22 protein-coding genes and 1 other RNA gene are annotated in these 22,677 nt (G+C 72.8%); 10 read left to right on the forward strand and 13 right to left on the reverse strand.

The window, feature by feature from the left end; all coding sequences use genetic code 11:
- Positions 1–50 precede the first annotated feature (50 nt).
- Positions 51–2,384, reverse strand: a complete 2,334-nt coding sequence (locus J2X64_RS18905) for an immune inhibitor A domain-containing protein (protein WP_310157859.1) — start codon at positions 2,382–2,384, stop codon at positions 51–53.
- Between the two features lie 274 nt (positions 2,385–2,658).
- On the opposite strand from J2X64_RS18905, the gene panB reads away from it, so the two are divergent.
- Together panB and J2X64_RS18915 are read left to right on the forward strand one after the other, a co-directional pair.
- Complete coding sequence (panB, locus tag J2X64_RS18910; protein WP_310157861.1) at positions 2,659–3,537, forward strand: 3-methyl-2-oxobutanoate hydroxymethyltransferase; 879 nt, start codon at positions 2,659–2,661, stop codon at positions 3,535–3,537.
- A gap of 157 nt (positions 3,538–3,694) precedes the next feature.
- A complete protein-coding gene (locus tag J2X64_RS18915; protein WP_310157863.1) occupies positions 3,695–4,762 on the forward strand; it encodes a M36 family metallopeptidase in 1,068 nt (355 codons plus the stop codon).
- Here J2X64_RS18915 and J2X64_RS18920 read toward each other — a convergent pair.
- Complete coding sequence (locus J2X64_RS18920) at positions 4,752–6,200, reverse strand: M20/M25/M40 family metallo-hydrolase (protein WP_310157865.1); 1,449 nt, start codon at positions 6,198–6,200, stop codon at positions 4,752–4,754. The genes J2X64_RS18915 and J2X64_RS18920 overlap by 11 nt on opposite strands.
- A gap of 66 nt (positions 6,201–6,266) precedes the next feature.
- Between J2X64_RS18920 and fgd the strand changes: the two genes are divergently transcribed.
- Positions 6,267–7,274: a glucose-6-phosphate dehydrogenase (coenzyme-F420) gene (fgd, locus tag J2X64_RS18925; protein ID WP_310157867.1), complete on the forward strand. Its 1,008-nt coding sequence runs from the start codon at positions 6,267–6,269 to the stop codon at positions 7,272–7,274.
- Between the two features lie 43 nt (positions 7,275–7,317).
- Positions 7,318–7,953, forward strand: coding sequence for a class I SAM-dependent methyltransferase (locus J2X64_RS18930; RefSeq protein ID WP_310157870.1), 636 nt, complete (start codon positions 7,318–7,320; stop codon positions 7,951–7,953).
- Between the two features lie 64 nt (positions 7,954–8,017).
- Here the strand turns inward: J2X64_RS18930 and J2X64_RS18935 are convergent, their stop codons facing one another.
- Entirely contained in the window at positions 8,018–8,200 is a 183-nt protein-coding gene (locus J2X64_RS18935; protein ID WP_310157871.1) for a methionine aminopeptidase, read from the reverse strand.
- A 50-nt stretch (positions 8,201–8,250) separates the two neighbouring features.
- Here J2X64_RS18935 and map point away from each other — a divergent pair, with 50 nt between their 5' ends.
- Both map and ppgK read left to right on the forward strand, forming a co-directional pair.
- Entirely contained in the window at positions 8,251–9,114 is an 864-nt protein-coding gene (gene map / locus J2X64_RS18940) for a type I methionyl aminopeptidase (protein WP_310157873.1), read from the forward strand.
- Positions 9,115–9,171: 57 nt separating this feature from the next.
- Entirely contained in the window at positions 9,172–9,927 is a 756-nt protein-coding gene (ppgK, locus tag J2X64_RS18945; RefSeq protein WP_310157876.1) for a polyphosphate--glucose phosphotransferase, read from the forward strand.
- A 6-nt stretch (positions 9,928–9,933) separates the two neighbouring features.
- Here the strand turns inward: ppgK and J2X64_RS18950 are convergent, their stop codons facing one another.
- The 3 genes from J2X64_RS18950 to J2X64_RS18960 are packed head-to-tail and all read right to left on the reverse strand — an operon-like array spanning position 9,934 to position 12,967.
- Positions 9,934–11,502, reverse strand: a complete 1,569-nt coding sequence (locus J2X64_RS18950) for a hypothetical protein (protein WP_310157878.1) — start codon at positions 11,500–11,502, stop codon at positions 9,934–9,936.
- On the reverse strand, positions 11,478–12,248 hold the full coding sequence (locus J2X64_RS18955; protein WP_310157880.1) for an ABC transporter ATP-binding protein: 771 nt from the start codon (positions 12,246–12,248) through the stop codon (positions 11,478–11,480). Before J2X64_RS18955 ends, J2X64_RS18950 begins: the two co-directional genes overlap by 25 nt.
- 59 nt (positions 12,249–12,307) lie before the next feature.
- Complete coding sequence (locus J2X64_RS18960; RefSeq protein WP_310157884.1) at positions 12,308–12,967, reverse strand: MBL fold metallo-hydrolase; 660 nt, start codon at positions 12,965–12,967, stop codon at positions 12,308–12,310.
- A 403-nt stretch (positions 12,968–13,370) separates the two neighbouring features.
- Between J2X64_RS18960 and J2X64_RS18965 the strand changes: the two genes are divergently transcribed.
- Both J2X64_RS18965 and J2X64_RS18970 read left to right on the forward strand, forming a co-directional pair.
- Positions 13,371–13,781 carry a hypothetical protein gene (locus tag J2X64_RS18965; RefSeq protein ID WP_310157886.1) on the forward strand — a complete coding sequence of 137 codons (411 nt, stop codon included), beginning with the start codon at positions 13,371–13,373 and terminating at the stop codon, positions 13,779–13,781.
- A 160-nt stretch (positions 13,782–13,941) separates the two neighbouring features.
- Positions 13,942–14,088 (forward strand): hypothetical protein, encoded by a 147-nt coding sequence (locus J2X64_RS18970; protein WP_310157887.1) that lies wholly within the window; start codon positions 13,942–13,944, stop codon positions 14,086–14,088.
- Between the two features lie 103 nt (positions 14,089–14,191).
- On the opposite strand, the gene rnpB is transcribed toward J2X64_RS18970, so the two are convergent.
- Together rnpB and J2X64_RS18980 are read right to left on the reverse strand one after the other, a co-directional pair.
- An RNA gene (rnpB, locus tag J2X64_RS18975) (RNase P RNA component class A) lies at positions 14,192–14,589 on the reverse strand.
- 182 nt (positions 14,590–14,771) lie between these two features.
- The gene (locus J2X64_RS18980) at positions 14,772–16,232 is read right to left on the reverse strand and encodes an RNB domain-containing ribonuclease (protein WP_310157889.1); all 1,461 of its coding nucleotides are present in this window, start codon (positions 16,230–16,232) and stop codon (positions 14,772–14,774) included.
- Between the two features lie 86 nt (positions 16,233–16,318).
- Between J2X64_RS18980 and J2X64_RS18985 the strand changes: the two genes are divergently transcribed.
- Both J2X64_RS18985 and J2X64_RS18990 read left to right on the forward strand, forming a co-directional pair.
- Complete coding sequence (locus J2X64_RS18985) at positions 16,319–17,065, forward strand: peroxide stress protein YaaA (protein WP_310157892.1); 747 nt, start codon at positions 16,319–16,321, stop codon at positions 17,063–17,065.
- Entirely contained in the window at positions 17,062–18,156 is a 1,095-nt protein-coding gene (locus J2X64_RS18990) for an SLC13 family permease (protein ID WP_310157894.1), read from the forward strand. Before J2X64_RS18985 ends, J2X64_RS18990 begins: the two co-directional genes overlap by 4 nt.
- A gap of 66 nt (positions 18,157–18,222) precedes the next feature.
- Here the strand turns inward: J2X64_RS18990 and J2X64_RS18995 are convergent, their stop codons facing one another.
- The 5 genes from J2X64_RS18995 to J2X64_RS19015 all read right to left on the reverse strand — a co-directional run bounded on the left by J2X64_RS18995 (position 18,223) and on the right by J2X64_RS19015 (position 22,677).
- On the reverse strand, positions 18,223–19,422 hold the full coding sequence (locus tag J2X64_RS18995) for an O-succinylhomoserine sulfhydrylase (protein ID WP_310157896.1): 1,200 nt from the start codon (positions 19,420–19,422) through the stop codon (positions 18,223–18,225).
- Positions 19,419–19,832 carry a rhodanese-like domain-containing protein gene (locus tag J2X64_RS19000; protein WP_310157898.1) on the reverse strand — a complete coding sequence of 138 codons (414 nt, stop codon included), beginning with the start codon at positions 19,830–19,832 and terminating at the stop codon, positions 19,419–19,421. The genes J2X64_RS18995 and J2X64_RS19000 overlap by 4 nt, the downstream gene beginning before the upstream one ends.
- Positions 19,833–19,922: 90 nt before the next feature.
- Entirely contained in the window at positions 19,923–21,062 is a 1,140-nt protein-coding gene (locus J2X64_RS19005; RefSeq protein ID WP_310157900.1) for a bifunctional RNase H/acid phosphatase, read from the reverse strand.
- 5 nt (positions 21,063–21,067) lie between these two features.
- Entirely contained in the window at positions 21,068–21,871 is an 804-nt protein-coding gene (locus tag J2X64_RS19010; RefSeq protein ID WP_310157901.1) for a C4-type zinc ribbon domain-containing protein, read from the reverse strand.
- Positions 21,805–22,677, reverse strand: a complete 873-nt coding sequence (locus J2X64_RS19015) for a Nif3-like dinuclear metal center hexameric protein (RefSeq protein ID WP_310157903.1) — start codon at positions 22,675–22,677, stop codon at positions 21,805–21,807. The genes J2X64_RS19010 and J2X64_RS19015 overlap by 67 nt, the downstream gene beginning before the upstream one ends.

The following is a 22,677-nucleotide window of genomic DNA, read 5'->3' on the forward strand; positions in this document are numbered from 1 at the left end:
CGCCGTTGTCGCGGGGCTCCTGGGACGGGCGCTCAGGGCGTCCGGTCAGCTCACTTGAAGCTGACCTGCACCTGCAGCTCGTTGCCGCCGTCCTCGGACTTGCTCACCTTCATGACGGTGCCGGAACCGGCGACCTTCGTGGAGCTCCACGGGTTCGTGGCGTCCCAGTAGGCGCTCGGGTTGCTGTCGTCGAAGGTGGGGATGCCCGGCCGGGACGGGACGTCCGTGGCGATGCCGTTCTTGTGGAACGTCACCGCGTCCGTGCGCTCGAGGCCGAAGGTGGCGTCGAACGGCTGGCGCCGGTTGCCCAGCTTGGTGCCGTCGTAGAACCGCACCGGGGCCGGACGGGCGTCGACGGGGAGCACCTCGCCGCCACCGGGGTGGCCGCTGGTGTTGTTGTCGGTGTACTGGCCGTCGATGTACCAGACGAGCATGCCGTTCTGGTACGGGAACCGCTCCACCCAGTCGGGCTTGGTCTTCGCCCAGCCGAAGTTGTACGGGCCGGTCTGCAGCGTCTTGTCGTAGCCGGTGTACGTGCGGTTCTCGGCGATGTAGTAGTGGCTGGCCTGAACGGAGGTCGAGCCACCCATGCGGGTGAAGCCCTTGGCCGTCCAGCCGTTGTCGCCGGACTCCACGTCGTCGCTGAAGACCTGTGCGCCGTCAGCGCTCACCGTGACGTCGTCCACGAAGGGGCCCTCGTAGTGGAGGCCGCCGTCGGTGGCGTAGCGGAAGCGGAACTGGACGCTCGTGCCGGCGTACGGCGTGAGGTCCCAGGTCTGCTGCGCCCAGGGCGTCATGGCCTCGTTGTCGACCGGTCCGCTGATCGGCGAGCCGAGCTGGGTCCAGTTGCTGCCGTCGGTGCTGACCTCGGCGTAGAGGTAGTCGTAGCCGTACTCGATGTTGTACTGCAGCCACGCGGAGACCGAGCCGGAGCTCTTGCCGGTCAGGTCGACCGTGCGGGTCAGCGTGTTGTTGAGGCTGTCGTCCGCACCGCCCCACCACTCCATCGAGCCGCCGTGCGGCTTGTTGTAGTCGGTGGTCACCGTCTTGTCCGGCAGGGTCGTGATGAGCGCCTGGTAGTCGGACCGGCTCGCCGGCTTGTCGGCCGAGCCGAGCTTGACGGTCGAGTCCTGGCCGTACGGGACGACCTTGTAGTCGAGCCAGCCGAGCTGCAGCTTCTCCCACGGACCCATGTAGCCCGGGGTGGTGCCGATCGAGTCGGTGCCGTGGTTGAGCCACGAGCCACCCGACATCAGCGTCCAGAAGCCGGTGCCGTTGTCGCCACCCTGGGTGTCGTACAGGTCCGGCAGGCCGAGGTCGTGGCCGAACTCGTGCGTGAAGACGCCGAGGCCACCGTTCTCGGGCTCGGTGGTGTAGTCACCGATCCACATGCCGGAGCTGCCGAGCGGCACGCCGCCGAGCTTGTTGAAGTCCGGGCCGGTCTTGCCCTGGTTGGTGGAGTAGGCGTACCAGCGGTGCGACCAGATCGCGTCCGCGCCCTGGGCGCCGCCACCGGCCTCCTCGCCCTCCCCGGCGTGGATCGCCTGGAAGTGGTCGATGTAGCCGTCGGGCTCGTTGAAGTTGCCGTCGCCGTCGTAGTCGTAGCGGTCGACCTTGTCGAACTGCTTGAGGTACTCGGCGATCTGGGCGTCGGTCTTGCCCTGTGCCTTCTGGTCGTCGTACCAGGCGGTGGCCGTGTCCTTGATGTAGTTCCAGTAGCCGTCGGCCTCGCTGGTGCCGTCACCCTTGACCGGGTTGTGGCCGTAGCGGGACTCGTTGTACGGCACCGTCACCCAGTCGGAGACGTCGCCCTTGGCGGCGAACCGGCCGTTGGACTGCTTGGCGTAGAAGTCCTTGAACGACTCGCCGTCGCCGAACATCATGTCCAGGTAGTGCTGGCGGTCGTAGTTGCTGGTCCACGCGGTCGAGTTGTCATCGGTGCTGTTGCCGTCCCAGTTGCGGTCCGGCTGCGGGATGTTGTTGTGGACGGGTCCCGCGGTCCCACCGGTGGCGGGCATCGTCTGGGTCCCGAAGTCGGTGAGGATCGTGAAGATGTCCTCCTCACGCTCCACGGGGTAGGACACGTAGCGGTCCTGCGCGGCCTTGCTGCCCTTGGCGGCCTTGGCGTTTCCCTTCAGCTTGATGACGCGCTGCCCGCCGCGGGTCTCGGTGGTGGCCTCGCCCTTCACGAGCTTCTCCACCGCCTCCTTGCGCAGCGCGCGCTGGGCGTCGCCCAGCGGGTTGGGCAGGTCGTGCGCCCGGTTGGCGGCCTTCGGCTCGTTCTGGGTCGGCGCGGGGGTCGCCTGCGCCGGCGCCGTCGCGACACTCAGGGCGACGGCTGCGATGGCCGCGCCCGAGATGACGCTCAGATGACGTCTTTTCACGGATCCTCCAGTTTTATGTGTGTTGCGCACCCTTCGGCACACACAGGGGCGAGCCAAACACGGCAGGGCGGACCACACCTAGACCCCTGCTGTTAAGGAGTTCGTAAATTTGTGACCGATCGGTCGAGAATTGGTGGGCGTCCGTGGCCACTTGCGTCCGTTTGGTTGCAGCGAGGAACCAACTTCGTTGCGCGACGCAACCACCTCCACCGTCGGCCCGACCCGTGCCGGCCGCTCCCCCGCCGACACACGACCCTGCTCCTAGGATGCCGCCATGACCGAGCAGCCCAGCCCGTCCTCCCCCGCCCCCGAGACGACCGCGCCGTACGGCACGGGGGTGCAGGCGGCACCGCAGCGTCGCGTGCGCATCCCGCACCTGCAGGCGTGGAAGGAGGAGGGGCGCAAGTGGGCCATGCTCACGGCATACGACATGTACTCGGCCGAGATCTTCGACGAGGCGGGCATCCCCGTGCTCCTCGTGGGTGACTCGGCCGGCAACAACGTCTACGGCTTCGAGACCACGGTGCCGGTGACGGTCGACCACCTCGTCCCCCTCGTCCGTGCGGTCACGTCCGCGGCCCGGCACGCCATGGTCGTGGCGGACCTGCCCTTCGGCTCCTACCAGGCCAGCCCGCAGCAGGCCCTGGCCACCGCGACCCGCTTCATGAAGGAGGGCCTGGCGCACGCGGTCAAGCTCGAGGGCGGGGCGGCGATGGTCCCCGAGGTCGAGCTCCTCGTCCGCGCAGGCATCCCGGTCATGGGACACATCGGCTTCACCCCGCAGAGCGAGCACGTCCTCGGCGGCTACAAGGTGCAGGGCCGTGGCGACGCCGCCGACCGACTGGTCGACGACGCCGTGGCGCTGGAGCGGGCCGGCTGCTTCGCCGTCGTCATGGAGATGGTCCCCGCGCCACTGGCCGCACGGGTCACGGAGGTCCTCGGCATCCCCACCATCGGGATCGGCGCCGGCCCCGACTGCGACGCGCAGGTGCTCGTCTGGCAGGACATGGCCGGTCTGCGCGGCGGCAAGGCGCCCCGCTTCGTCAAGAAGTACGCGGACCTGCGTGGCGACCTCGGCCGGGCGGCCCAGGCGTATGCCGCGGACGTCGCCTCCGGCGCGTTCCCGGCGGCGGAGCACTCGTTCCCGGAGTGAGGCGCTCGGGCCCGACACGTGACCGTCGTCCCGCCCTGCAGCGGTCGGACGGACACACCGAAGTCGTGCAGCGGTAGGACCCACAACGGGTGCCGGAGCGGCTAACGTCGCCGCGTCCGGCCCCGAACCGGGGGCCGCCACCCGTATGGAGGAACCCGTGCCCGTGCGCCGTCACCACCTCGCAGCCCTGGCGTCCGTCGCCGTCACCGGGCTGGCCGCGACCCTCGCGGTCGCCGCCCCCGCCGCCGCGACCAAGTCCACCCCCGGCACCGCGACCGGCACCGCCTCGGTGTTCATGGTCAACCCGGTGCAGTCGTCCGGGGACGAGTCGCTGACCGACCAGAACGACTCCGACGCCGCCGTCCCGGCCAGCGCCTACGCCACCGTCCAGCTGCGCAACCTCGACGGGTCCGGCTACCTGCGGGGCAAGTGGGTGACCGTCGAGTCCGCTACGGGCACACCGGCGTTCAGTTCGACCAACACGTTCGTCTACACCCGCCACCAGGACCAGTTCGAGCAGGTCATGGGCTACTTCTGGGTCAACCAGGCGCAGGAGTACCTGCAGTCGCTCGGCTTCGGGTCGACCCTGCCGGGGATCGTCAAGCAGCCGTTCGACGTGAAGATCGACCAGTACGGCGGCGACAACAGCTACCAGACCGACAAGCCGTACCGGATCCGGCTCGGCAAGGGCGGGGTCGACGACGCCGAGGACGCCGAGGTGATCGTCCACGAGTACGGCCACGCGGTCCACGCGTCGCAGGTGCCCGGCTACGGCACGTCGCTCGACGCCGGGTCGATCGGCGAGGCGTTCGGCGACTACTTCGGCGTCTCGGTGGGTCTCGCCGCGGCCAAGCAGTACGGCTGGCCGGTCAAGGCGGAGGAGGCCTGCCCGATGGACTGGGACTCCACGTCGTACACCGCGGCACCGCACTGCATCCGGCGCTTCGACCGCAACCTGACCGTGGCGACCCGCAAGGGCGAGGTGCACTACGACGGCCAGATCTGGAGCCAGGCCCTGTGGGAGATCCGCAAGGGCTACGAGGCGATGGGCCGCACCACGACCGCCTGGGACACGACCATGATCGACGCCCAGTTCGACTTCGCGCCGGACACGTCGTTCTCCGCCGCGGCCAAGGCGATCTACGACAAGGCGCTGGCGCGTGACGGCGCGAAGGCCGCCGCCCTCGTCAAGGACCGGTTCGCCGCCCGCGGCATCACCTTCTGAGCCGAGCCGCCTCGTCCGATCCGGGCGGCGCACCTCGTCCGAGGTGCGCCGCCCGTCCCGTCCACGCTGCAGGTCCCGTGCCGCCGCACCGGCGCAGGACCAGCAGCACGTAGGCCCGCGCGCAGGCCACCAGCTCCTCGACGGCGACCCCCTCGTCGACCGCGTGGGCGTCCGCGAGGAGCCCCGGCCCGTACTGCAGCGTCGGGATGCCGTGCCCGGCGTAGTGCCGCAGGTCCGACCCGTACGGCGCGCCCTCGACACGGGGCCGGCCGCTCGCGCCGTCACCGCCACCGTCCCCGCCAGCGGCCCCCGCTGCGGCAGCGGCCTCGAGCACCTGCCCGAGCAGCGGGTCGCCCTCCGGCAGCGAGCCGGGCGCGAAGGCGCCCCCGGGCCAGGAGACGCGCACCGGGTGCTCGGCCAGCCAGGCATCCTGGTGGCCGACCGCCGCCGCAGCCTCCTCGAAGGCTGCCCGGGCCTCGTCCAGCGACTCACCCGGCAGCACGCCGTAGCGCCCCTCGGCGACGAGCAGGTCCGTCACCGTGCTGGCCCAGTCGCCCCCACGCAGCAAACCCACCGACAGCGGGGCGGCGAGGTCCAGGTGCGCGAACAGCCCAGCCACACCCGCGTTCCTTCGTGCCTCGAGGTCCCGCAGCGCCGCCAGGACGGGGGCGAGGTGGTCGACTGCGCTCTCCCCCAGGGTGCGGGTCGAGCCGTGGGCCGCGCGCCCCGGGACCTCCAACCGGAAGGTGAGGGACCCGGCATTCGCGGGGATCACCGCACCACCGGTCGGCTCCGCGATGACGCAGGCGGCACCGCGGTGCCCGGCTCGCAGGGTGGCGTACGCGCCGACCCCGCCGTCCTCCTCGCCGCTGACCAGGTGCACCGCCAGCGGCCGGCGCAGCTGCACGTGCGTTGACCGGAGCGCCCTGACCGCGGCCAGCACGGCTGCGACTCCCCCGAGCATGTCGCAGGCCCCTCGACCGACGACACGGTTGCCCTTCCGCGCGAGCCGGAACGGGTCGTCGGTCCACCCGGAGCGGTCCCCCACCGGGACGACGTCGGTGTGCCCGCACAGGACGAGCGCGGACACCTCGTCAGCACCCGGGACAGGTGGCTCGGCTGCCCAGGTGCCGACGACTCCCACCAGCTCGGAGCGGTCGACCTCCTCGCCGGGGTGGCCGTCCGAGGCACGCAGCTCGTCGAGGTCGACGTCCCACTCGTCCACGGCCAGGCCGAGCCCGCGCAGCCGCTGGGCTCCCCACCGCTGCGCGGCCACCTCGCCGACCGTGCCACCGACCGGCGCCGCGGCGACCAGCGCGGCGAGGTCCGCCAGCAACGCCTCCTCGTCGACCGCGTCGAGCACTGCGCGTTCCAGCGCCTCACCCTCGAGCACGCCGGCCGCCGTGTCCCGCTGGGTCTCCTCGTCCTCGCTCCGCACCCCTCGAGCCTGCCACTGCGGGCTCCCGGTCGCGCCGTGCACCGGGGCGCGGCATACGGTGGCGCCATGACGCTGCGCATCGGGTACAAGGCCTCCGCAGAGCAGTTCGCACCCCGCGAGCTGCTCGACTACGCCGTGCAGGCCGAGCAGGTGGGACTGGACAGCGTGTGGATCTCCGACCACTTCCAGCCCTGGCGCCACCACGGGGGGCACGCGCCGTTCTCCCTCGCCTGGCTCGCGGCGCTGGGTGAGCGCACCGAGCACGTCCAGTTCGGCACGTCCGTGATGACCCCGACGTTCCGGTACAACCCGGCCGTCGTGGCCCAGGCGTTCGGCACCCTCGGGTCGCTGTACCCGGGCCGCGTCGCCCTCGGCATCGGGAGCGGCGAGGCGCTCAACGAGGTCGTCGTCGGGTCGGTGCAGGAGTGGCCGGAGTTCAAGGAGCGGTTCGCCCGGCTGCGTGAGTCGGTGCGGCTCATGCGTGCCCTGTGGACCGGCGAGCGGGTCAGCTTCGAGGGCGACTACTACACGCTGACCGACGCCACCGTCTACGACCGCCCCGAGGAGCCGGTGCCCGTCTACGTCGCCGCGGGCGGCCCCCTGGTGGCCCGGTATGCCGGGCGGTCCGGCGACGGCTTCATCTGCACCTCGGGCAAGGGCGAGGAGCTCTACCGCGACCAGCTCGTCCCTGCGGTCGACGAGGGCCTCGAGAAGTCCGGCCGCACCCGCGAGGACATCGACCGGATGATCGAGGTCAAGCTGTCCTGGGACCCCGACCGGGAGCGGGCCGTCGCCAACTGCCGGTTCTGGGCGGCCCTGTCGCTGACGGCCGAGCAGAAGCACGGCACGAGCGACCCGCTCGAGATGGAACGGCTGGGCGACGAGCTGTCCGACGAGCAGGTGGCCTCCCGCTGGATCGTCTCCGACGACCCGGAGGAGGTCGTCGAGGCGGTGCGGCCCTACGTCGACCTGGGCTTCGACCACCTCGTCTTCCACGCCCCGGGCGACGACCAGTCCCGGTTCCTCACCACGTTCGCCGAGCGCGTGCTCCCGGGCCTCCGGGAGCTCGGGTGAGCGCCGGGTTCCGTTCCAGCGCAGGCGAATCTACGCTGTGGGCATGAGCGACGGACTGGAGGGCGAGCCCCGCACGAGGTGGTCGGAGGTGTCCGGCGGCATCGGTGCGGCCACGGCATACCAACAGCGTTTCGACGACCTGGCGGCGAGCGGGGTGGACATCCACGGCGAGGCGGCGTTCGTGGAGGCGCTGCTGCCCCCACCCGCGCGCGTCCTCGACGCCGGGTGCGGCACCGGGCGCGTGGCGACCCAGCTCACCGCCCTCGGCTACCTGTGCGTCGGGGTCGACGCCGACGCCGACATGATCGCGGTGGCGGAGCAGCGCGACACCAAGACGCGCTGGGTGCGCCAGGACCTCAGCCGGCTGCAGCTGCGCAGCCAGGCCTTCGACGTCGCCGTCCTGGCCGGCAACGTCGTCCCCCTCCTCGCGCCGGGCACCCTGCTGCAGGCCGTGGAGCGGGTCACGGCCCACCTGCGGCCCGGCGGGATCGTCGTGGCCGGGTTCGGGCTCGACGCCGCGCACCTGCCCCAGGGCTGCCCCGTCACCCCGCTCGCGGAGTACGACCGGGCCTGCGCGGTGGCCGGGCTGTCGGTCGGCCCCCGGTACGCGACATGGGACAAGCAGGTCTGGCGGCCCGAGTCGGGCTACGTCGTCGCGGTCAACCACCTCGACGACTGAGGCTCCCCGCGGACGGGGCCTCCTCGACGACCGGGTTCGGCGAGCGACCGGGCCGGCGGCGAGGTCAGTCCTCGCCCTCCTCCCACTCCTTGTCGGCAGCGTCCCAGGCCTCGGTCTTCTCGCGGGCGGTCTGCAGCGCGCGGGACGCGGCGTCCTGGCTGTCGTAGGGCCCCATGAGGTCGGCGCCCTGGCTCTTGTCCTCGTCGGTCTCCACCTGTCCGGTGTCGACGTTGTACCAGTAAGCCATGGGGTGACCTCCCACTCGACGGATGCGGTGACGTCCCTAGACTCCACCGTATGCCGTTGACGTACGCAAGCGTGGCGCCCGGCGTGGTCTCGCCACGTCGTCCGGTGCCGGCCTCGATCGCCCGCCCGGAGTACGTCGACCGACCCCAGCCGCGGCGCGACCTCGACGGCGACGTCAAGGACGCGGAGACGATCGAGAAGATGCGGGTCGCGGGCCGGATCGCCGCCCGGGCCATGGCGGCCGCGGCCGAGGTCATCGCCCCGGGGGTCACCACCGACGAGATCGACCGGGTCGGCCACGAGTTCCTCATGGACCACAAGGCGTACCCGTCGACGCTCGGCTACCGCGGCTTCCCGAAGTCGCTGTGCACGAGCGTCAACGAGGTCATCTGCCACGGGATCCCCGACAGCCGGGTCCTCGAGGACGGCGACATCGTCAACATCGACATCACCGCCTACGTCGACGGCGTGCACGGCGACACCGACGCGACGTACCTCTGCGGGGATGTGGACGAGGAGTCGCGCCTGCTGGTCGAGCGCACGCGCGAGGCCCTGGCCCGGGGCATCAAGGCGGCCCAGCCCGGCCGGTCCGTCAACGTCATCGGTCGCGTCATCGAGAGCTACGCCCGGCGCTTCGGCTACGGAGTTGTGCGCGACTTCACCGGCCACGGGATCGGCCGGTCCTTCCACAGCGGCCTGGTGATCCCCCACTACGACGCGGCACCGGCATACGACACCCTCATCGAGCCGGGGATGACGTTCACCATCGAGCCCATGCTCAACCTCGGCACCCACGAGTGGCAGATGTGGGACGACGGCTGGACCGTGGTGACCCGCGACCGCCGGCGCTCGGCACAGTTCGAGCACACCATCCTCATCACCGACAGCGGCAACGAGATCCTGACCCTGCCGTGACGCGCGGCGACACCCTCACCACGCCGTGACGCACGGCGACCGCAAGGAGGCGGACACATGGCCAAGCACGGACTTCCCCTCGGCATCGACGTCGGTGGCAGCGGCATCAAGGGCGCACCCGTCGACCTGGACGAGGGGGCGTTCGCCGCGAAGCGGATGCGCGTCGACACCCCGGTGCCGTCCACGCCCGACGCGATCGCGGACGTCATCCACGGCATCGTCGACCACTTCGACGAGGTGCGCGGCGACTCGCCCATCGGCATCACCATGCCGAGCGTCGTGACCCACGGGGTCGTCCGCAGCGCCGCCAACATCGACAAGTCGTGGATCGACTTCGAGGGCGAGAAGCTGTTCGAGGCCAAGCTCGGCCACGACGTCGTGCTCGTCAACGACGCCGATGCCGCGGGCGTCGCCGAGCTCCACTACGGGGCGGCCAAGGGCCAGAAGGGCCTGGTCGTCATGACGACGCTCGGCACCGGCATCGGCAGCGCGCTGATCTACGACGGCGTGCTCATCCCCAACTCCGAGCTGGGCCACCTCGAGATCGACGGCTACGACGCCGAGACGCGCGCCGCCTCCTCGATCAAGGACAAGGAGGGGCTGAGCTACCCGGAGTGGACCAAGCGGCTCCAGCGGTACTACAGCCACCTCGAGGCGCTGCTCTGGCCGGACCTGATCGTCGTGGGTGGCGGCGTGTCCAAGGACCACGAGGAGTTCCTGCCGCTGCTCAAGCTCAAGACCCCGATCGTCCCGGCCAAGCTCGAGAACAAGGCCGGCATCATCGGGGCGGCCTGGCTGGCCGCCCACAAGTAACGCTGCTCAGCGCATCGCGACGAGGTCCTGCAGGAGCAGGGCCTGGCGCCGCGTGAACAGGTCTGCCCCCAACCGCGTCCCGACGACAAGGGCGACCACGCCGAGCGCCGGACCGACCACCAGGGCGGTCCAGGCCGCCCACTGGAAGCCGTACCAGGCCGCGACCCCCAGGGCGAGCGCCGGCAGCGACAGGGCGATGACCGCGCCGCCGCAGACCGTCTGCACCGCCATGGTCACCCCGACGGATCCTGGGCGGCTGCTGAACGGGTTCTCCCCCGGCGGCGGCACGGCATACTGCTTCACCGCGCTGGTGACGCACGCGACGGCAAACCCGTTGAGCACCAGGCCGACCGCGACGCCCAGGGTGGCCGGCAGCAGGCGCCACGGGCCCCCGACGAGCGGGCCGAGGAGGGCGTAGAGCGGGATGCAGGCGGTCGCCATCACCGCCGACGGGAAGAGCCGGCCGAGCCGGTCCGCGACGGGGTCCATGCCGGCGCTGACGTGCATCCAGAACGCGGTGGAGTCATAACCCACGTCGTTGTGCTGCCCCCAGCCGATCAGGTATGCCGACACCAGCGGCATCGCGACGAGGGCCAGCTCCGAGTCCTTGGCCAGCCCGGGGAACAGCAGCGCCGAGGGCAGCAGGATGGTCATGAGGGCGGGGACGTTGAACCGCGGGTCCCGCACCCAGTAGGTCCCGGCCCGCGCGGCGACCGCGCCGAGCGGGGTGGCGGGCAGGCGCCCGAACAGGCCGAGACCGCGGTGACCGCCTCCCCCGCCACCGGTGCTGCGGGGGTTGCGCAGGACCGAGGTCAGCAGCCGTTCCCACGCGACGAGGAGCACCCCCGTCCACGCCACCGCGAGGGCGAGCAGGCCGAGGGCGTGCGCCCAGTGCCCGGCGGCGGCCTCGGCGGGTGCGCCCCAGGCCCAGGCGAGCGGCGTCCACGCGAGGACGTCGGCGACCCGTCGGGTCGTCTGCGCGGTGACCCCTCCGCTGCCGAGGCTCGCCGCCAAGGGTCCGACGGCCAGGAGAAGCACGAGGCCGCCGACACCGGCGACGTCGCGGCCCCGCCGGCTGGCGAGGACCGCCGCCGCGGCGGCGGTCACGATGCGGCTGAGCAGCACGCACCCGAGGAGTGCCACTGGGACGGCGACCAGCGCGACGAGCAGCGACCCCACGCTGAACGAGCTGGCCACGACGGCCCCGAGCCCGAGCAGCACCGTCGCCAGGCCCGGCAGCCCGACGAAACCGGTGACCACGAGACCGGCGGCGAGGGTCCGCTCGGGGACGGCGAAGGTGGAGAACCGCGCCGGGTCGAGCGTCGGGTCGGTGCCGAAGAGCACCACCGGCAGGACCGACCAGCCGAGGACGAGCGCCGACCCGCCCACGAGGAGGACGGTCCGCAGCAGCTGGGGGTCGCCGGCGACGCGCACCCCGACGAGGCCGACCAGCGCGGCCAGGAGGAACCCGCCGCCGTACAGCACGCCGACGACGAGCCCGACGATGACGGCGACGCCGCGTCGCAGGCTGTTGCGCAGCAGCTGCAGCTTCAGTCGGACGAGGTGCGCAACCACGCGAGCCCCTCCACGTCTGCAGCGCCCCCGACCAGCTCGAGGAACCGGTCCTCCAGGCTCCGCCCACCGCGGACGTCGTCGAGTGGGCCGGCCGCGCGCACGACACCCCCGGCGAGGATGGCGACGTCGGTGCAGATCCTCTCGACGAGCTCCATGACGTGGCTCGACAGGACGACCGTGCCGCCGCTGCCGGCGAAGTCCTCGAGGATGCCGCGGATGGTGCGCGCGGAGACGGGGTCCACGGCCTCGAACGGCTCGTCGAGCACGAGCAGGCGGGGGGCGTGGACGAGCGCGCAGGCCAGCGTGACCTTCTTGGTCATGCCGGCGGAGTAGTCGATGACGAGCTTGTCGGCGGCGTCGGTCAGCCCGAGCGCGGTGAGCAGCTCGGCCACCCGCTGCGCGACCAGGTCCCGGTCCATGCCACGCAGCAGGCCGGCATACGTCACGAGCTGCTGGCCGGTGAGCCGGTCGAACAGGCGCAGGCCGTCCGGGAGCACCCCGATGCGGGACTTCGCGGCGACCGGGTCGTCCCAGACGTCGACCCCGAGGACGTGCGCCGTCCCCGCGTCGGGGCGCAGGAGCCCGGTCGCCATGGACAGCGTCGTGGTCTTGCCGGCGCCGTTCGGCCCGACCAGCCCGTAGAAGGCGCCGCGCGGCACGTCGAGGTCGATCCGGTCCACGGCGACGACGTCGTCGAACCGCTTGGTCAGTCCGCGCAGGCTCAGGGCGGGCTCGGGGCTGGGCATGTCTCGGACGCTACCCCGCGCTCCCGTTGCGCCGAGGCGCCTTCGCGGCGTTTCGCCGGTCAGCCGGCGGCGAACTCCTCGGTGCGGCCGCCGGCGAGGTCGTGCACCTGCGTGTCCGGTGAGCCGAGGTCGCGCGCCTGGCCGAGGTAGAGGCCGCGCCCGGTCTCGCTCAGCAGGGCGTCGTGCACGGGGATGGCGTGCGGGGCGGCGAGGCGCCGCAGGAACGCGGTCATCTCGCGGCTGCGCTGCCAGGGAGCGTTGAGCGGGAAGGCGAGGACGTCGACCTGGCCTGGCTCGGCGTCGAGCGCGTCGCCGGGGTGGAAGAAGGTCGGCTCGCCCTCGGCGCGCAGCAGCATGCCGGTGTTGTGGATGCGCGGCAGGTCCTCGTGGATGAGGGCGTGCATCTCCCCCACGCCGGTCACCGTCACGGGTCCGACCTCGACGGCGTCACCGGCCACCACGGCTCGTGCGTCGATGCCCTTGTCCTGCAGGAGCTTCGCGGTGTCCGGGTCGGCCAGCACCTGCGCACCGGGGTTGGCCTCGAGCAGGGCCGGGAGCCGGTCCTGGTCGAAGTGGTCGGGGTGCTGGTGGGTGACGAGCACGGCGGCCACGTCGCGCTGCCCGGCCGCGCCGGGGGACCACACGCCGGGGTCCAGGAGAACGCGGGTGTCGGCGAGCTCGACGAGCAGGCTCGCGTGGCCGAGGGAGGTGATCCGCATGGAGCCACCGTATGCCGGGTGGCGGGACGGGGCGCGTCCACCGGCGGCGCGCTGGAGTCACCCGCGCGGGGCGGTCCTCGGCCGAACGGACGAGCGCCGCGCGGCCCTTCGGCCGGACCCGGGCCCCGGCGACCCGAACCCCTCGCCCGGCCGCCCCACCGCCCCCTACGGTGGCTGTGATCACCGGAGGTGTGCCTCCACGCGGGCGCGGCCGGTGGATCGGCTCCCGCACGTCATCGCAGGTGAGCCCACGCGTCCGCAGGCGAACAGACGCTTTAACAAGTCTTTACCTTCAATACCAAGCGATTGCCTGCACTTTGCCTCTCCTTTGCGCTTTGCTACAAGGGCAGCACACGAGGCGGCAACATCGCCGCCCGCACCGGGCAGGGCAGGGAGGCAGGACATGCAGCACGACGGCAACGAGCTGGGTCGCATCATCGAGGCACGGCTGGAGGAGCGAGGCTGGCCGTTGACGCGGCTGGTCGACACCGCCGGTCTGGATCCGGACGTCGTGGCCGAGCTGGTCGGCCCGGCCGAGCTGGCGGCGATGCCGGACGAGGAGACCCTGCAGGCCCTGAGCTCCGCCCTCGACCTGCCGTACCGGGAGCTCGTCATCACCGCGGCATCCGCGTGCGGGCTGGCCCGCTCGATGGAGGGCGAGCGCGTGTACGTGCTGCGGTTCGCGACGAACGAGGAGCTGCTCGCCGAGCTGCGTCGGCGGCTCGTCCTGGGCCGCGGCGCCGCCGACCCCACCCGCCGCCGCCTGGCCCACTGGGCACTGGCGCAGCAGGCGCTGGACTCCGAGGCCGTCTGAGCCTCGGGCAGGTCACTGCCCCGCCCGGGCCCTCGGGATCCCGGGAGCGCGGCCGCCGCAGTGCAGAACGACCGGCGCGGGCGTCGCAGCCGATGACGTCGTGACGGCGTCGACAGTGTCCGTTCAGGCAACGCCCAGCCTGCGGGCGCATCCTGACCGTGTGAGCACCCGGACCAGCCACCTGCGACACCGGTGGCACCTGTGGCAGCGCTCGAGTGCAGCCTCCCGCGTCCGGGACGTCGCGCTCGTGCTGGCCGCCCTCCTCGTCCTCGCCATCGTGGTCGTCGCGGTACAAGTCGACCGCTGAGGCTCCCCTCTCCAGAGCCCCGACGGCCCGGACTGCGCGGCCGGGCAGCACCATCGGGCTCCGAGCTCCGGAAACGGGCCGCGCCACCACGACGGCGGCGGGGTGGATGAGTCGGTCGATACGCCGGGTTCTGTTCCGCGCCGCCGTTACCAGCGACGCGGCGACGGTCATCCATCTACGACAGCCGTTGCCGGCTGCCTCCAGCGTCCTACCCGTGTGCTCGGGCGGGCCGCCCTCGGACGCACACTGTCTGGACTTGCTCCGGGTGGGGTTTACCGAGCCGACCTGGTCACCCAGGCCGCTGGTGGTCTCTTACACCACCGTTTCACCCTTGCCGCGACGCCTGCCCGGCCGGAGCCGGGTGGTTCGTCGTGGCGGTCTGTTCTCTGTGGCACTGTCCCGCGGGTCACCCCGGGTGGCTGTTGGCCACCACCCTGCCCTGTGGAGCCCGGACGTTCCTCGGCGGTGGTTTCCCACCGACGCGACCGCCTGACCGACTCATCCGCCCCCAAGGATAGGGGACGTATGCCGGCCAGCCGGCCACGCGGCATACCGGCGTCGCGACCCGAGCCACCCACTCCCCGACCCACCCCGGTGAAACGGCAGTTGCTGGCACGAAACGGGGGTCCAGGACTGCCGTTTCGTGCCAGCAACTGCCGTGTTGCGGGGGTCTGCGCGCGGGGTCAGGCGGGGGCGACGACCTCGAACCGGGTCACGCCGGTCGCGACCGTGGCCTCCACGAGCCGCACGGTGACCCATGTCCCCAGCTCGGCGGACCCGGACGCGCGACCCAGCACGGCCGGCTCGTCGATCTGGATCTGCACGTGACCGTCGTCGCGCTCGTCGACGACCATGGCCCGGAACTCCTGCCCGACCCGGTCGGCCAGCACCGCCGCCTCGACCGCATCGGCGCACGCCCGCTCCACCCCGGCTGCCACCTTGTCGCTCGCGGCCATCACCTCGGGCAGCCCGGGAAGCGCGTCGCGCACCCAGCCCGGCACGTCGCGCCCCTGCGACACCGCCTCGCACACGACGAGCCCGAACCGGTCCACCAGCCGGCGCAGCGGCGCCGTGACGTGGGCGTATGCCGCGGCCACGGCGGCGTGTTCGGTCTCGGCGGGCGCCTGCCCGTCGAACGGCGTGTAGCCAGCCCCGCGGAAGAGGGCCGTCGCCTCGTGGATCAGCGCCAGGTGCTTGGGGTTGTCGCGGTCGAGCGTGCGCAGGAACTCCCCGTACGCCGTCCCCTCGCGCCACTCGACGCCGAGCGCGCGGGCCGCGTGGCGGAAGCGACGCACGGCGCGCTCGTCCGGCGCCGGCATGGTCCGCAGGATCCCGACCTTCGCCCCCAGCATCAGCTCGGCCCCGGCCATGCCGGTCATCAGCGAGATCTGCGCGTTCCAGTCCTCGACCGCCAGCGGCGGCCGGAAGCCGAGCCGGAAGTGACCCTGCTCGTCCTCGCTGACCTCCTGCTCGGGCATGGGCAGGCTCGCCCCGCCACGCTTGCGCTCCAGCTCGATCCGGAGTAGCCCGACCTCCTTGAGCAGCTGCAGCCGTTCGTCGGCCGAGCCGTCGTCGAGCGCCGCCTGCACGCCCGCGTAGTCGAGCCGGTCGGTGCTGCGCACCAGGGCACGGCGCACCTCCAAAGCGGTGCACTCCCCCACCGCGTCGAGCCGCAGGTCCCACACGAACGCCGGACGCACCTGGTCCGGCAGCAGGCTGGCTGCGGACTCGCTGAGCACCGGTGGGTGCAGGGGCGTCCGCTCGTCGGGCGCGTACACGGTCTGCCCGCGACGCCGAGCCTCCGTGTCGACGGCTCCCCCGGCGGCGACGAACGCGGGGACGTCCGCGATGGCATACCTCACCCGGAAGCCGTCGCCGTCGCGCTCGAGGTGCATCGCCTGGTCGAGGTCCATGGAGCCCGCGGGGTCGATGGTCAGGTACGGCACGTCGGTCTCGTCCCGGTCCGGCAGGGTCGGCGACGTCGCGGCGTGCTCGGCCTCGGCGACCACCTCGGGCGGGAAGGACTCGGGCACACCGTTCTCCGCCCGGATCGCGACGAAGCGCTGCTGGAGCGCCGCGGTCGCCGGGCCCTGGGTGTCGGTGGGGTGCTCGGGGGCCTGGACCGTGATCCTGCGCAGGGGCATGGGCCCAAGGTAGCCACCGGGCGACCGTCCCACCGGTCGGTGGACCGGTCGAGCGGCGTCGCGGACCCGCACCTAGGCTGTCGCGCGTGCTGATCCTGCTCCCCCCGTCGGAGTCCAAGACCGGCCGCACCCGCGGCAACGCGGTGGACCACGAACGGCTCTCGTTCCCCGCGCTCACCGACACCCGCAAGGCCGTCGCCGAGGCCCTCGCCGAGGTCAGCGGCCGCCCCGACGCCGCCGCGGCCCTGGGCGTGAGCCCGAACCTCACCGAGGAGATCGCCCGCAACCTCGTCCTGCACACCGCCCCCGCGCTGCCCGCGTCGCGGGTCTACAGCGGTGTCCTCTACGACGCGCTCTCGTACGCCACCCTCGACCCTGCCGCCCGCCGACGCGCCAACCGCTGGCTCGTGGTCGTGTCGGCCCTCTACGGCGCGGTCCGCCCGACGGACTCCGTTGCGCCGTACCGGCTCTCGATGGCCGTCAACCTTCCCGGGCTCGGCCCGCTCGCCTCGGTGTGGAAGCCCGAGCTCGCCGGTCCCCTCACCGAGGCCGCCGGGCGCGGGCTCGTGGTCGACTGCCGCTCCAGCACGTATGCCGCCGCGTGGACGCCCACGGGCGCCCTCGCCGAGCGCTGGGTGCAGGTGAAGGTCCCAGGTGCGACGCACATGGCCAAGCACACCCGTGGCCTCGTCGCCCGGGCGCTCTGCGAGGAGGGTGCCGACCCGCGGCGGGTCACGGCGCTGCCCGACGTCCTGGCCGACCGGTTCGAGGTGCAGCTGCAGGAGCCCACGGGTTCCGGCCGTCCGTGGGTGCTCGAAACGACGGCCCGGTGAGCACCCACCTCACCGACCTCGCGGCCCGCATCGGCCCGGTCCTCGTCTTCTTCGTCGCCATCACCGTCGTAGCCGAGATCGCAGACACCGCAGGCGTGTTCGACGTCGCGGGCCACTGGACGGCCCGCGCGGGGCGCCACCGGACGCTCGTGCTGTGGCTGCTGTTCGTGGTGCTCGCCGTCGTGTGCACCGTGGTGCTGTCGCTGGACACGACGGCCGTCCTGCTGACCCCGGTGGGGCTGGCCGTGGCGGCCCAGCTGGGGGTGTCACCGGTGCCGTTCGCGCTCACCACCCTGTGGCTCGCCAACACCGCCTCCATGCTGCTGCCGGTCTCCAACCTGACGAACCTGCTGGCGCTGCACCGGTTCGAGGAGCTCGGGAAGAGCCACGGGGACTACGTCCGACTGGCTGCCGCCCCCGCGGCCGCGGCAGTGGTGGGGACGGTCGTCGTGCTCTGGCTGCTGCACCGGCGCGACCTCTCCGGCCGGTACGAGCTCGAGGCACCGGCCGAGCCGCACGACACGGTGCTGCTGCGCGTCTCGGCCGCGGTCTGCCTGGCCATCGGGCCGCTCTTCGCCGTGGGGCTCTCGCCCGCCTGGGTGTCGAGCGCGGCCGCGCTGGTGCTGCTCGTCGCCGTGGCGTTCCGCTCCCCCGCGACGCTGCGCCGGCTCAGCGTCCCGTGGCAGATGGCCGTCGGGGTGGCGGTGCTGTTCGTCGTGGTCGACGTGGCCCTCGGCCACGGCCTGCGCTCGGTGCTGCAGGACGTCGCGGGCAGCGGTACCGGCGACGGCGCCCTGCTGCGTGTCGGGGCCGTCGGGGCCGTCGGGGCCAACGTGGTCAACAACCTCCCCGCCTACGCGGCCCTCGAGGCGGTCACCGCGGACCACCCGACCCGCTTGATGGCACTGCTCGTCGGCGTCAACGTGGGTCCGCTGGTCACGCCGTGGGCCTCGCTGGCGACCTTGCTGTGGGCGCAACGGTGCCGGGCGCGGGGGGTCCGGATCCACGCGGGCAGGCTCGCCGTCCAGGGCCTGGCGTGCGCTGTCCTGTCGGGCGGCCTCGCCCTCGGAGCCCTCGTCCTCGTCCGCTGACGAGGACCTGCGGCTCCCCGCGCCCGCGCCCGCGGCCCGGCAGAGCCCTCAGGGGCGTCAGGGCCGTCAGCCGAGGGCGTCGAGCGCGGCCGTGAGGTCCTCGACGAGGTCCTGCGGGTCCTCGAGCCCGACCGAGATGCGCACGGTGCCGTCGGTGATGCCCACCGCCGCGCGGGCCTCGGGAGCCAGGCGCCGGTGGGTGGTGGTGGCCGGGTGCGTGACCATCGACTTGGCGTCGCCGAGGTTGTTGCTGATGTCGACGATGCGCAGGGCGTTCATCAGGGTGAACGCCTCGTCCTTGCCGCCGTCGAGCTGGAACGTCACGACCGTCCCGCCACCGAGCATCTGCCGCCGGGCGAGCTCGTGCTGGGGGTGGGACTCCAGCCAGGGGTACAGCACCCCGGTCACCCGCGGGTGGGCCTCCAGGGCCCGGGCCACGGTGAGCGCGTTGGCGGCCTGCTTCTCGACGCGCAGCGTCAGCGTCTCCAGGCCCTTGACGAGCACCCAGGCGTTGAACGGCGACATCGCCGGGCCGGTGTGGCGCATCAAGTTCTTCACCGGTCCGTCGACGAACTCGGTGCTGCCGAGCACCGCCCCGCCGAGCGTGCGGCCCTGCCCGTCGATGTGCTTGGTCGCCGAGTACACGACGATGTCGGCGCCGTGCTGAAGCGGCTTGGAGAAGACCGGCGTGCCGAAGACGTTGTCGACGACGACCTGCGCCCCGGCCGCGTGGGCCAGGTCGGAGACGGCCCGCATGTCGACGAGCTCCTGCATCGGGTTGCTCGGCGTCTCGAAGAACACCGCCTGCGTCGGCACCGACAGCGCCTCGCGCCACTGCTCGAGGTCGGGGCCGTCGACGAACACGGTCTCGACCCCCCAGCGCGGCAGGATCTCGTCGAGGATCACGAAGCACGACCCGAACAGGCCGCGCGAGGCGACGACGCGGTCACCCTTGCCGAGCAGCGCGGCCAGCGCGACGAAGACCGCCGACATGCCGGACGCCGTGGCGAAGCACGCCGGGGCGCCCTCGAGCTGGGCCAGTCGCTGCTCGAACATCGCGACCGTCGGGTTGCCGTACCGGCTGTAGATGAAGTGCTCGACCTCGTCCTTGAACGCCGCCTCGGCCTGCTCGGCGCTCTGGTAGACGAAGCCCGACGTGAGGAACAGCGCCTCGGCCGTCTCGTCGAAGTTGCTGCGGGCCAGGCCACCGCGGACCGCGATCGTGTCGGGCCGGAACCCGCTGGCGTCCACCGGCTGCCCGCTCATGCCTGCCGCCACGGCAGCTCGGAGTTCTTCCACCCGGACACGGCCCGGTGTCCGTGCGCGTCCGGCGGACCCTCGAAGCCCTCGAGGACGTTGTACGCCGGCCCGAGCCCGGCCTCGGTCGCGGCCTCGGCGGCTGCGATCGACCGGACCCCCGAGCGGCACAGGAAGTACAGCGGCGCGCCGTCCGGCAGGCCCGCGTCCTGCAGCTGGGCGACGAAGTCGCCGTTGACCGCACCGTCGGGGAACCGCTGCCACTCGACGCACACGACCCGCTTGCCGATCGGGCTCAGGTCGGGCAGCCCGACGTAGCTCCACTCGGCGGTCGTGCGGACGTCGACGAGGACGGCGTCCTCGTCCGCCGCCAGCGCGGCATACGCGTCCTGGGGGGTGACGTCTCCGGCGTAGCTCATGCTCCCAGCCTAGGAGAACCACCCACATGCCGAGACGCGCGGGTCACGTGGTGGACGCCGCCCGAGGCGGCGTACGAGGCGCCGCCGGCGCTAGGTCCGGTTGGTGAACGCCACCGAGACCGTGCCGTCCGGCCAGACCTCGAGGGCGGTGAGCGACCCCGGCGCCGCCGCGAGCCGCCACACCTTGTCGTGCGGGATGCCGAGCACCTCCGCCAGCACCACCATGATCGGCTTGCGGTGGCACACCACGACGGTGGTGCCGCCCGCGTCGACGACGCGCCGGAACGCGGCCAGGACCCGGGTCTTGAGCTGCTCGTGGGACTCCCCGCCCGGGCGTGCGTATGCCGGGTCGGCGCGGAGCGCGGCCAGCTCCTGCGCCGCATCGCGAGCCAGGTCGTGCACGCTGGCGCCGTCCCAGTCGCCGAAGTCCTGCTCGTCCCAGTCGGCGTCCACCTCGGGGTCGACACCCAGCGCCTCGGCGACGGCGGCACCGGTCTGGACCGCGCGCGCCAGCGAGGACGTCACGACGCGGGCCGGTGCGCCGGCGAGCAGGTGCGCGACGGCGCGACCGGCGCGCGCCGCCTGGCTGCGGCCGGTGTCGTTCAGCGCCGGGTCGCTGCCCCCGCGTCCGTCGAGGCGTGCCTGCGCCGTGAAGTCGGTGACCCCGTGGCGCACGAGCACGACCCGCGTCACGTCGCCGCCGTGGGGCGGCGCGGTCGCCGGCTCGGGGTCGACGACCTCCTCGACCAGCTCCTCGACGACCTCGTGGGAGTCGGGGCTGTCCCCCGCGTGCAGCATGCGGTCGATGGTCCGGCCGTCCATGCCGTCGTTCGAGAGGGCGTCGGCGGCCTTGTTCTTCTCGCGCGGCATCCAGGAGAACGAGACGGACCCCCCGCCGCGGCTGAGCTCGGCACACAGGTCGCGGGCCTGCAGAGCCAGGCGGCGCATGTCCTCGTGCTTGATCTTCCAGCGGCCGGCCATCTGCTCGATGACGAGCTTGGAGTCCATCCGGACCTCGACGTCGGCACCCGGGTCGATGCGCAGCGCCGCCCCGAGCCCGGCGATCAGGCCGGAGTACTCGGCAACGTTGTTCGACGCCTTGCCGAGCGGCGCCGCCCCCTCCCAGAGGACGGCACCGGTCGAGGCGTCACGGACGAGGGCGCCCCAGCCCGCGACCCCGGGGTTGCCCCGGGAGCCGCCGTCGGCCTCGACGACGAGCGCGCGACCCACGGCGCTCAGATGCCGGACTCGGCGGTGCGCACGAGGATGCGGCGGCACTCCTCGCACCGGAGCACCTCGTCGGCAGGGGCCGCCTTGATGCGGTTCATGTCGACGTTGTTGAGCTCGAGCTGGCAGCCCCCGCAACGACGCTGGCGCAGCGGCGCCGCCGCCAGGCCGCCGCTCTGGGCGCGGATCTTGTCGTAGAGCGCGACCAGGTCGGCACCGACCCCGGCGACGACGTCGGCGCGCGGCGCGGCGACCTCACGCTCCTGCCTGTCGAGGTCGGCGAGCGCCTCGTCGCGGGCCGCGGCGGCCTGCTCGATCTCGCCGGCCAGGATCGACTTCTGCTCCTCGAGCTGGGTGACGGCGGACTGTGCGTCCTCGGCCCGCTCCATCACCTCGAGCTCGACGTCCTCGAGCTCGGACTGGCGGCGGGCGAGCGACTGGAGCTCGTGCTGGATCGCGGTGAGGTCCTTGGCCGAGCCGGTGCCGGAGTCCAGCCGGGCCTGGTCGCGGGCTGCGCGGTCCCGGACGAGCTGGACGTCGGCCTCGGCCTTGGCCACCTCGCGCTGGATGTCACCGAGCTCGGTGCGAGCGCGGACGAGCAGCGAGTCCAGCGCCTCCGCCTTCTCCTCCAGCGCCCGCACCTGCGCCAGCTGCGGGAGCGTCTTGCGGGAGTGGGCGATCTGGTCGAGCCGGGTGTCGATCGCCTGCAGGTCGAGCAGTCGCCACTGGCGGGACGGGTCGGCGTTCAGGACGTGCCTCCGAGATCTGGTGGTGCGCTGGGCGCAGGGGTGGCTCCGACGACGAAGTCCCACGGGTCGGTGCGCAGGGTGGAGATGTGGGTGTCCACTGTAGATGGCGGCCACCCGGCGTCGGCAAGCGCCGCGACGAGGCGCTCCGCCGCCCCCGCCAGCCACAGCGACTCGGTCGCCCAGTGGCCGGCGTCGACGAGGTACGGGGTGCCGCCGCGCGCCTCCTCGCGGGCCTCGAGCGCAGGGTGGTGGCGCAGGTCCGCGGTGACGTACACGTCCGCCCCGCTCGCCCGGACCGCGTCGAACAGGTCGTCCCCGGCACCGCCCATCACGGCCACCCGGCGCACCTCGGCGTCAGCCGGCCCGGCGACCCGGAGCCCCCCGGCGGCGTGCGGCAGCGCGGCGTGGAGGCGCTCGGCGAGCTCGGCCAGGCGCAGCGGTTCGGTCAGCACGCCGACGCGCCCGAGGGCCTGCCCCTCGACGACCGTCAGCGGCTCGAGGTCCGTCAGCCCGCACGCGTGCGCCAGGGCGTCGTTCACGCCCGGGTCGGCGACGTCGGCGTTGGTGTGGGCGACCCAGAGGGCGATGTCGTGCACGACGAGCGCGGAGACGCTCGCGCCCTTGGCGCTGGTGGTGGCGACGCTGTGGACCCCGCGCAGGAGCAGCGGGTGGTGCGTCACGAGGAGGTCGGCGCCCAGCGCACGGGCCTCCTCGATGACCGCCATGGTGGGGTCGACGGCGAAATGGACCCGGCTGATCGGCTGGGCCGGGTCACCGGCCACGAGGCCGACGCGGTCCCACGACTGCGCGGTGTGGGGTGGGTAGAGGTCCTCGAGGACGCCGACGACGTCGGCGAGGGTGAGCTGCAC

This window comes from Phycicoccus sp. 3266, from assembly GCF_031456495.1.
In the GTDB taxonomy this organism is placed as follows: Bacteria; Actinomycetota; Actinomycetes; order Actinomycetales; family Dermatophilaceae; genus Pedococcus.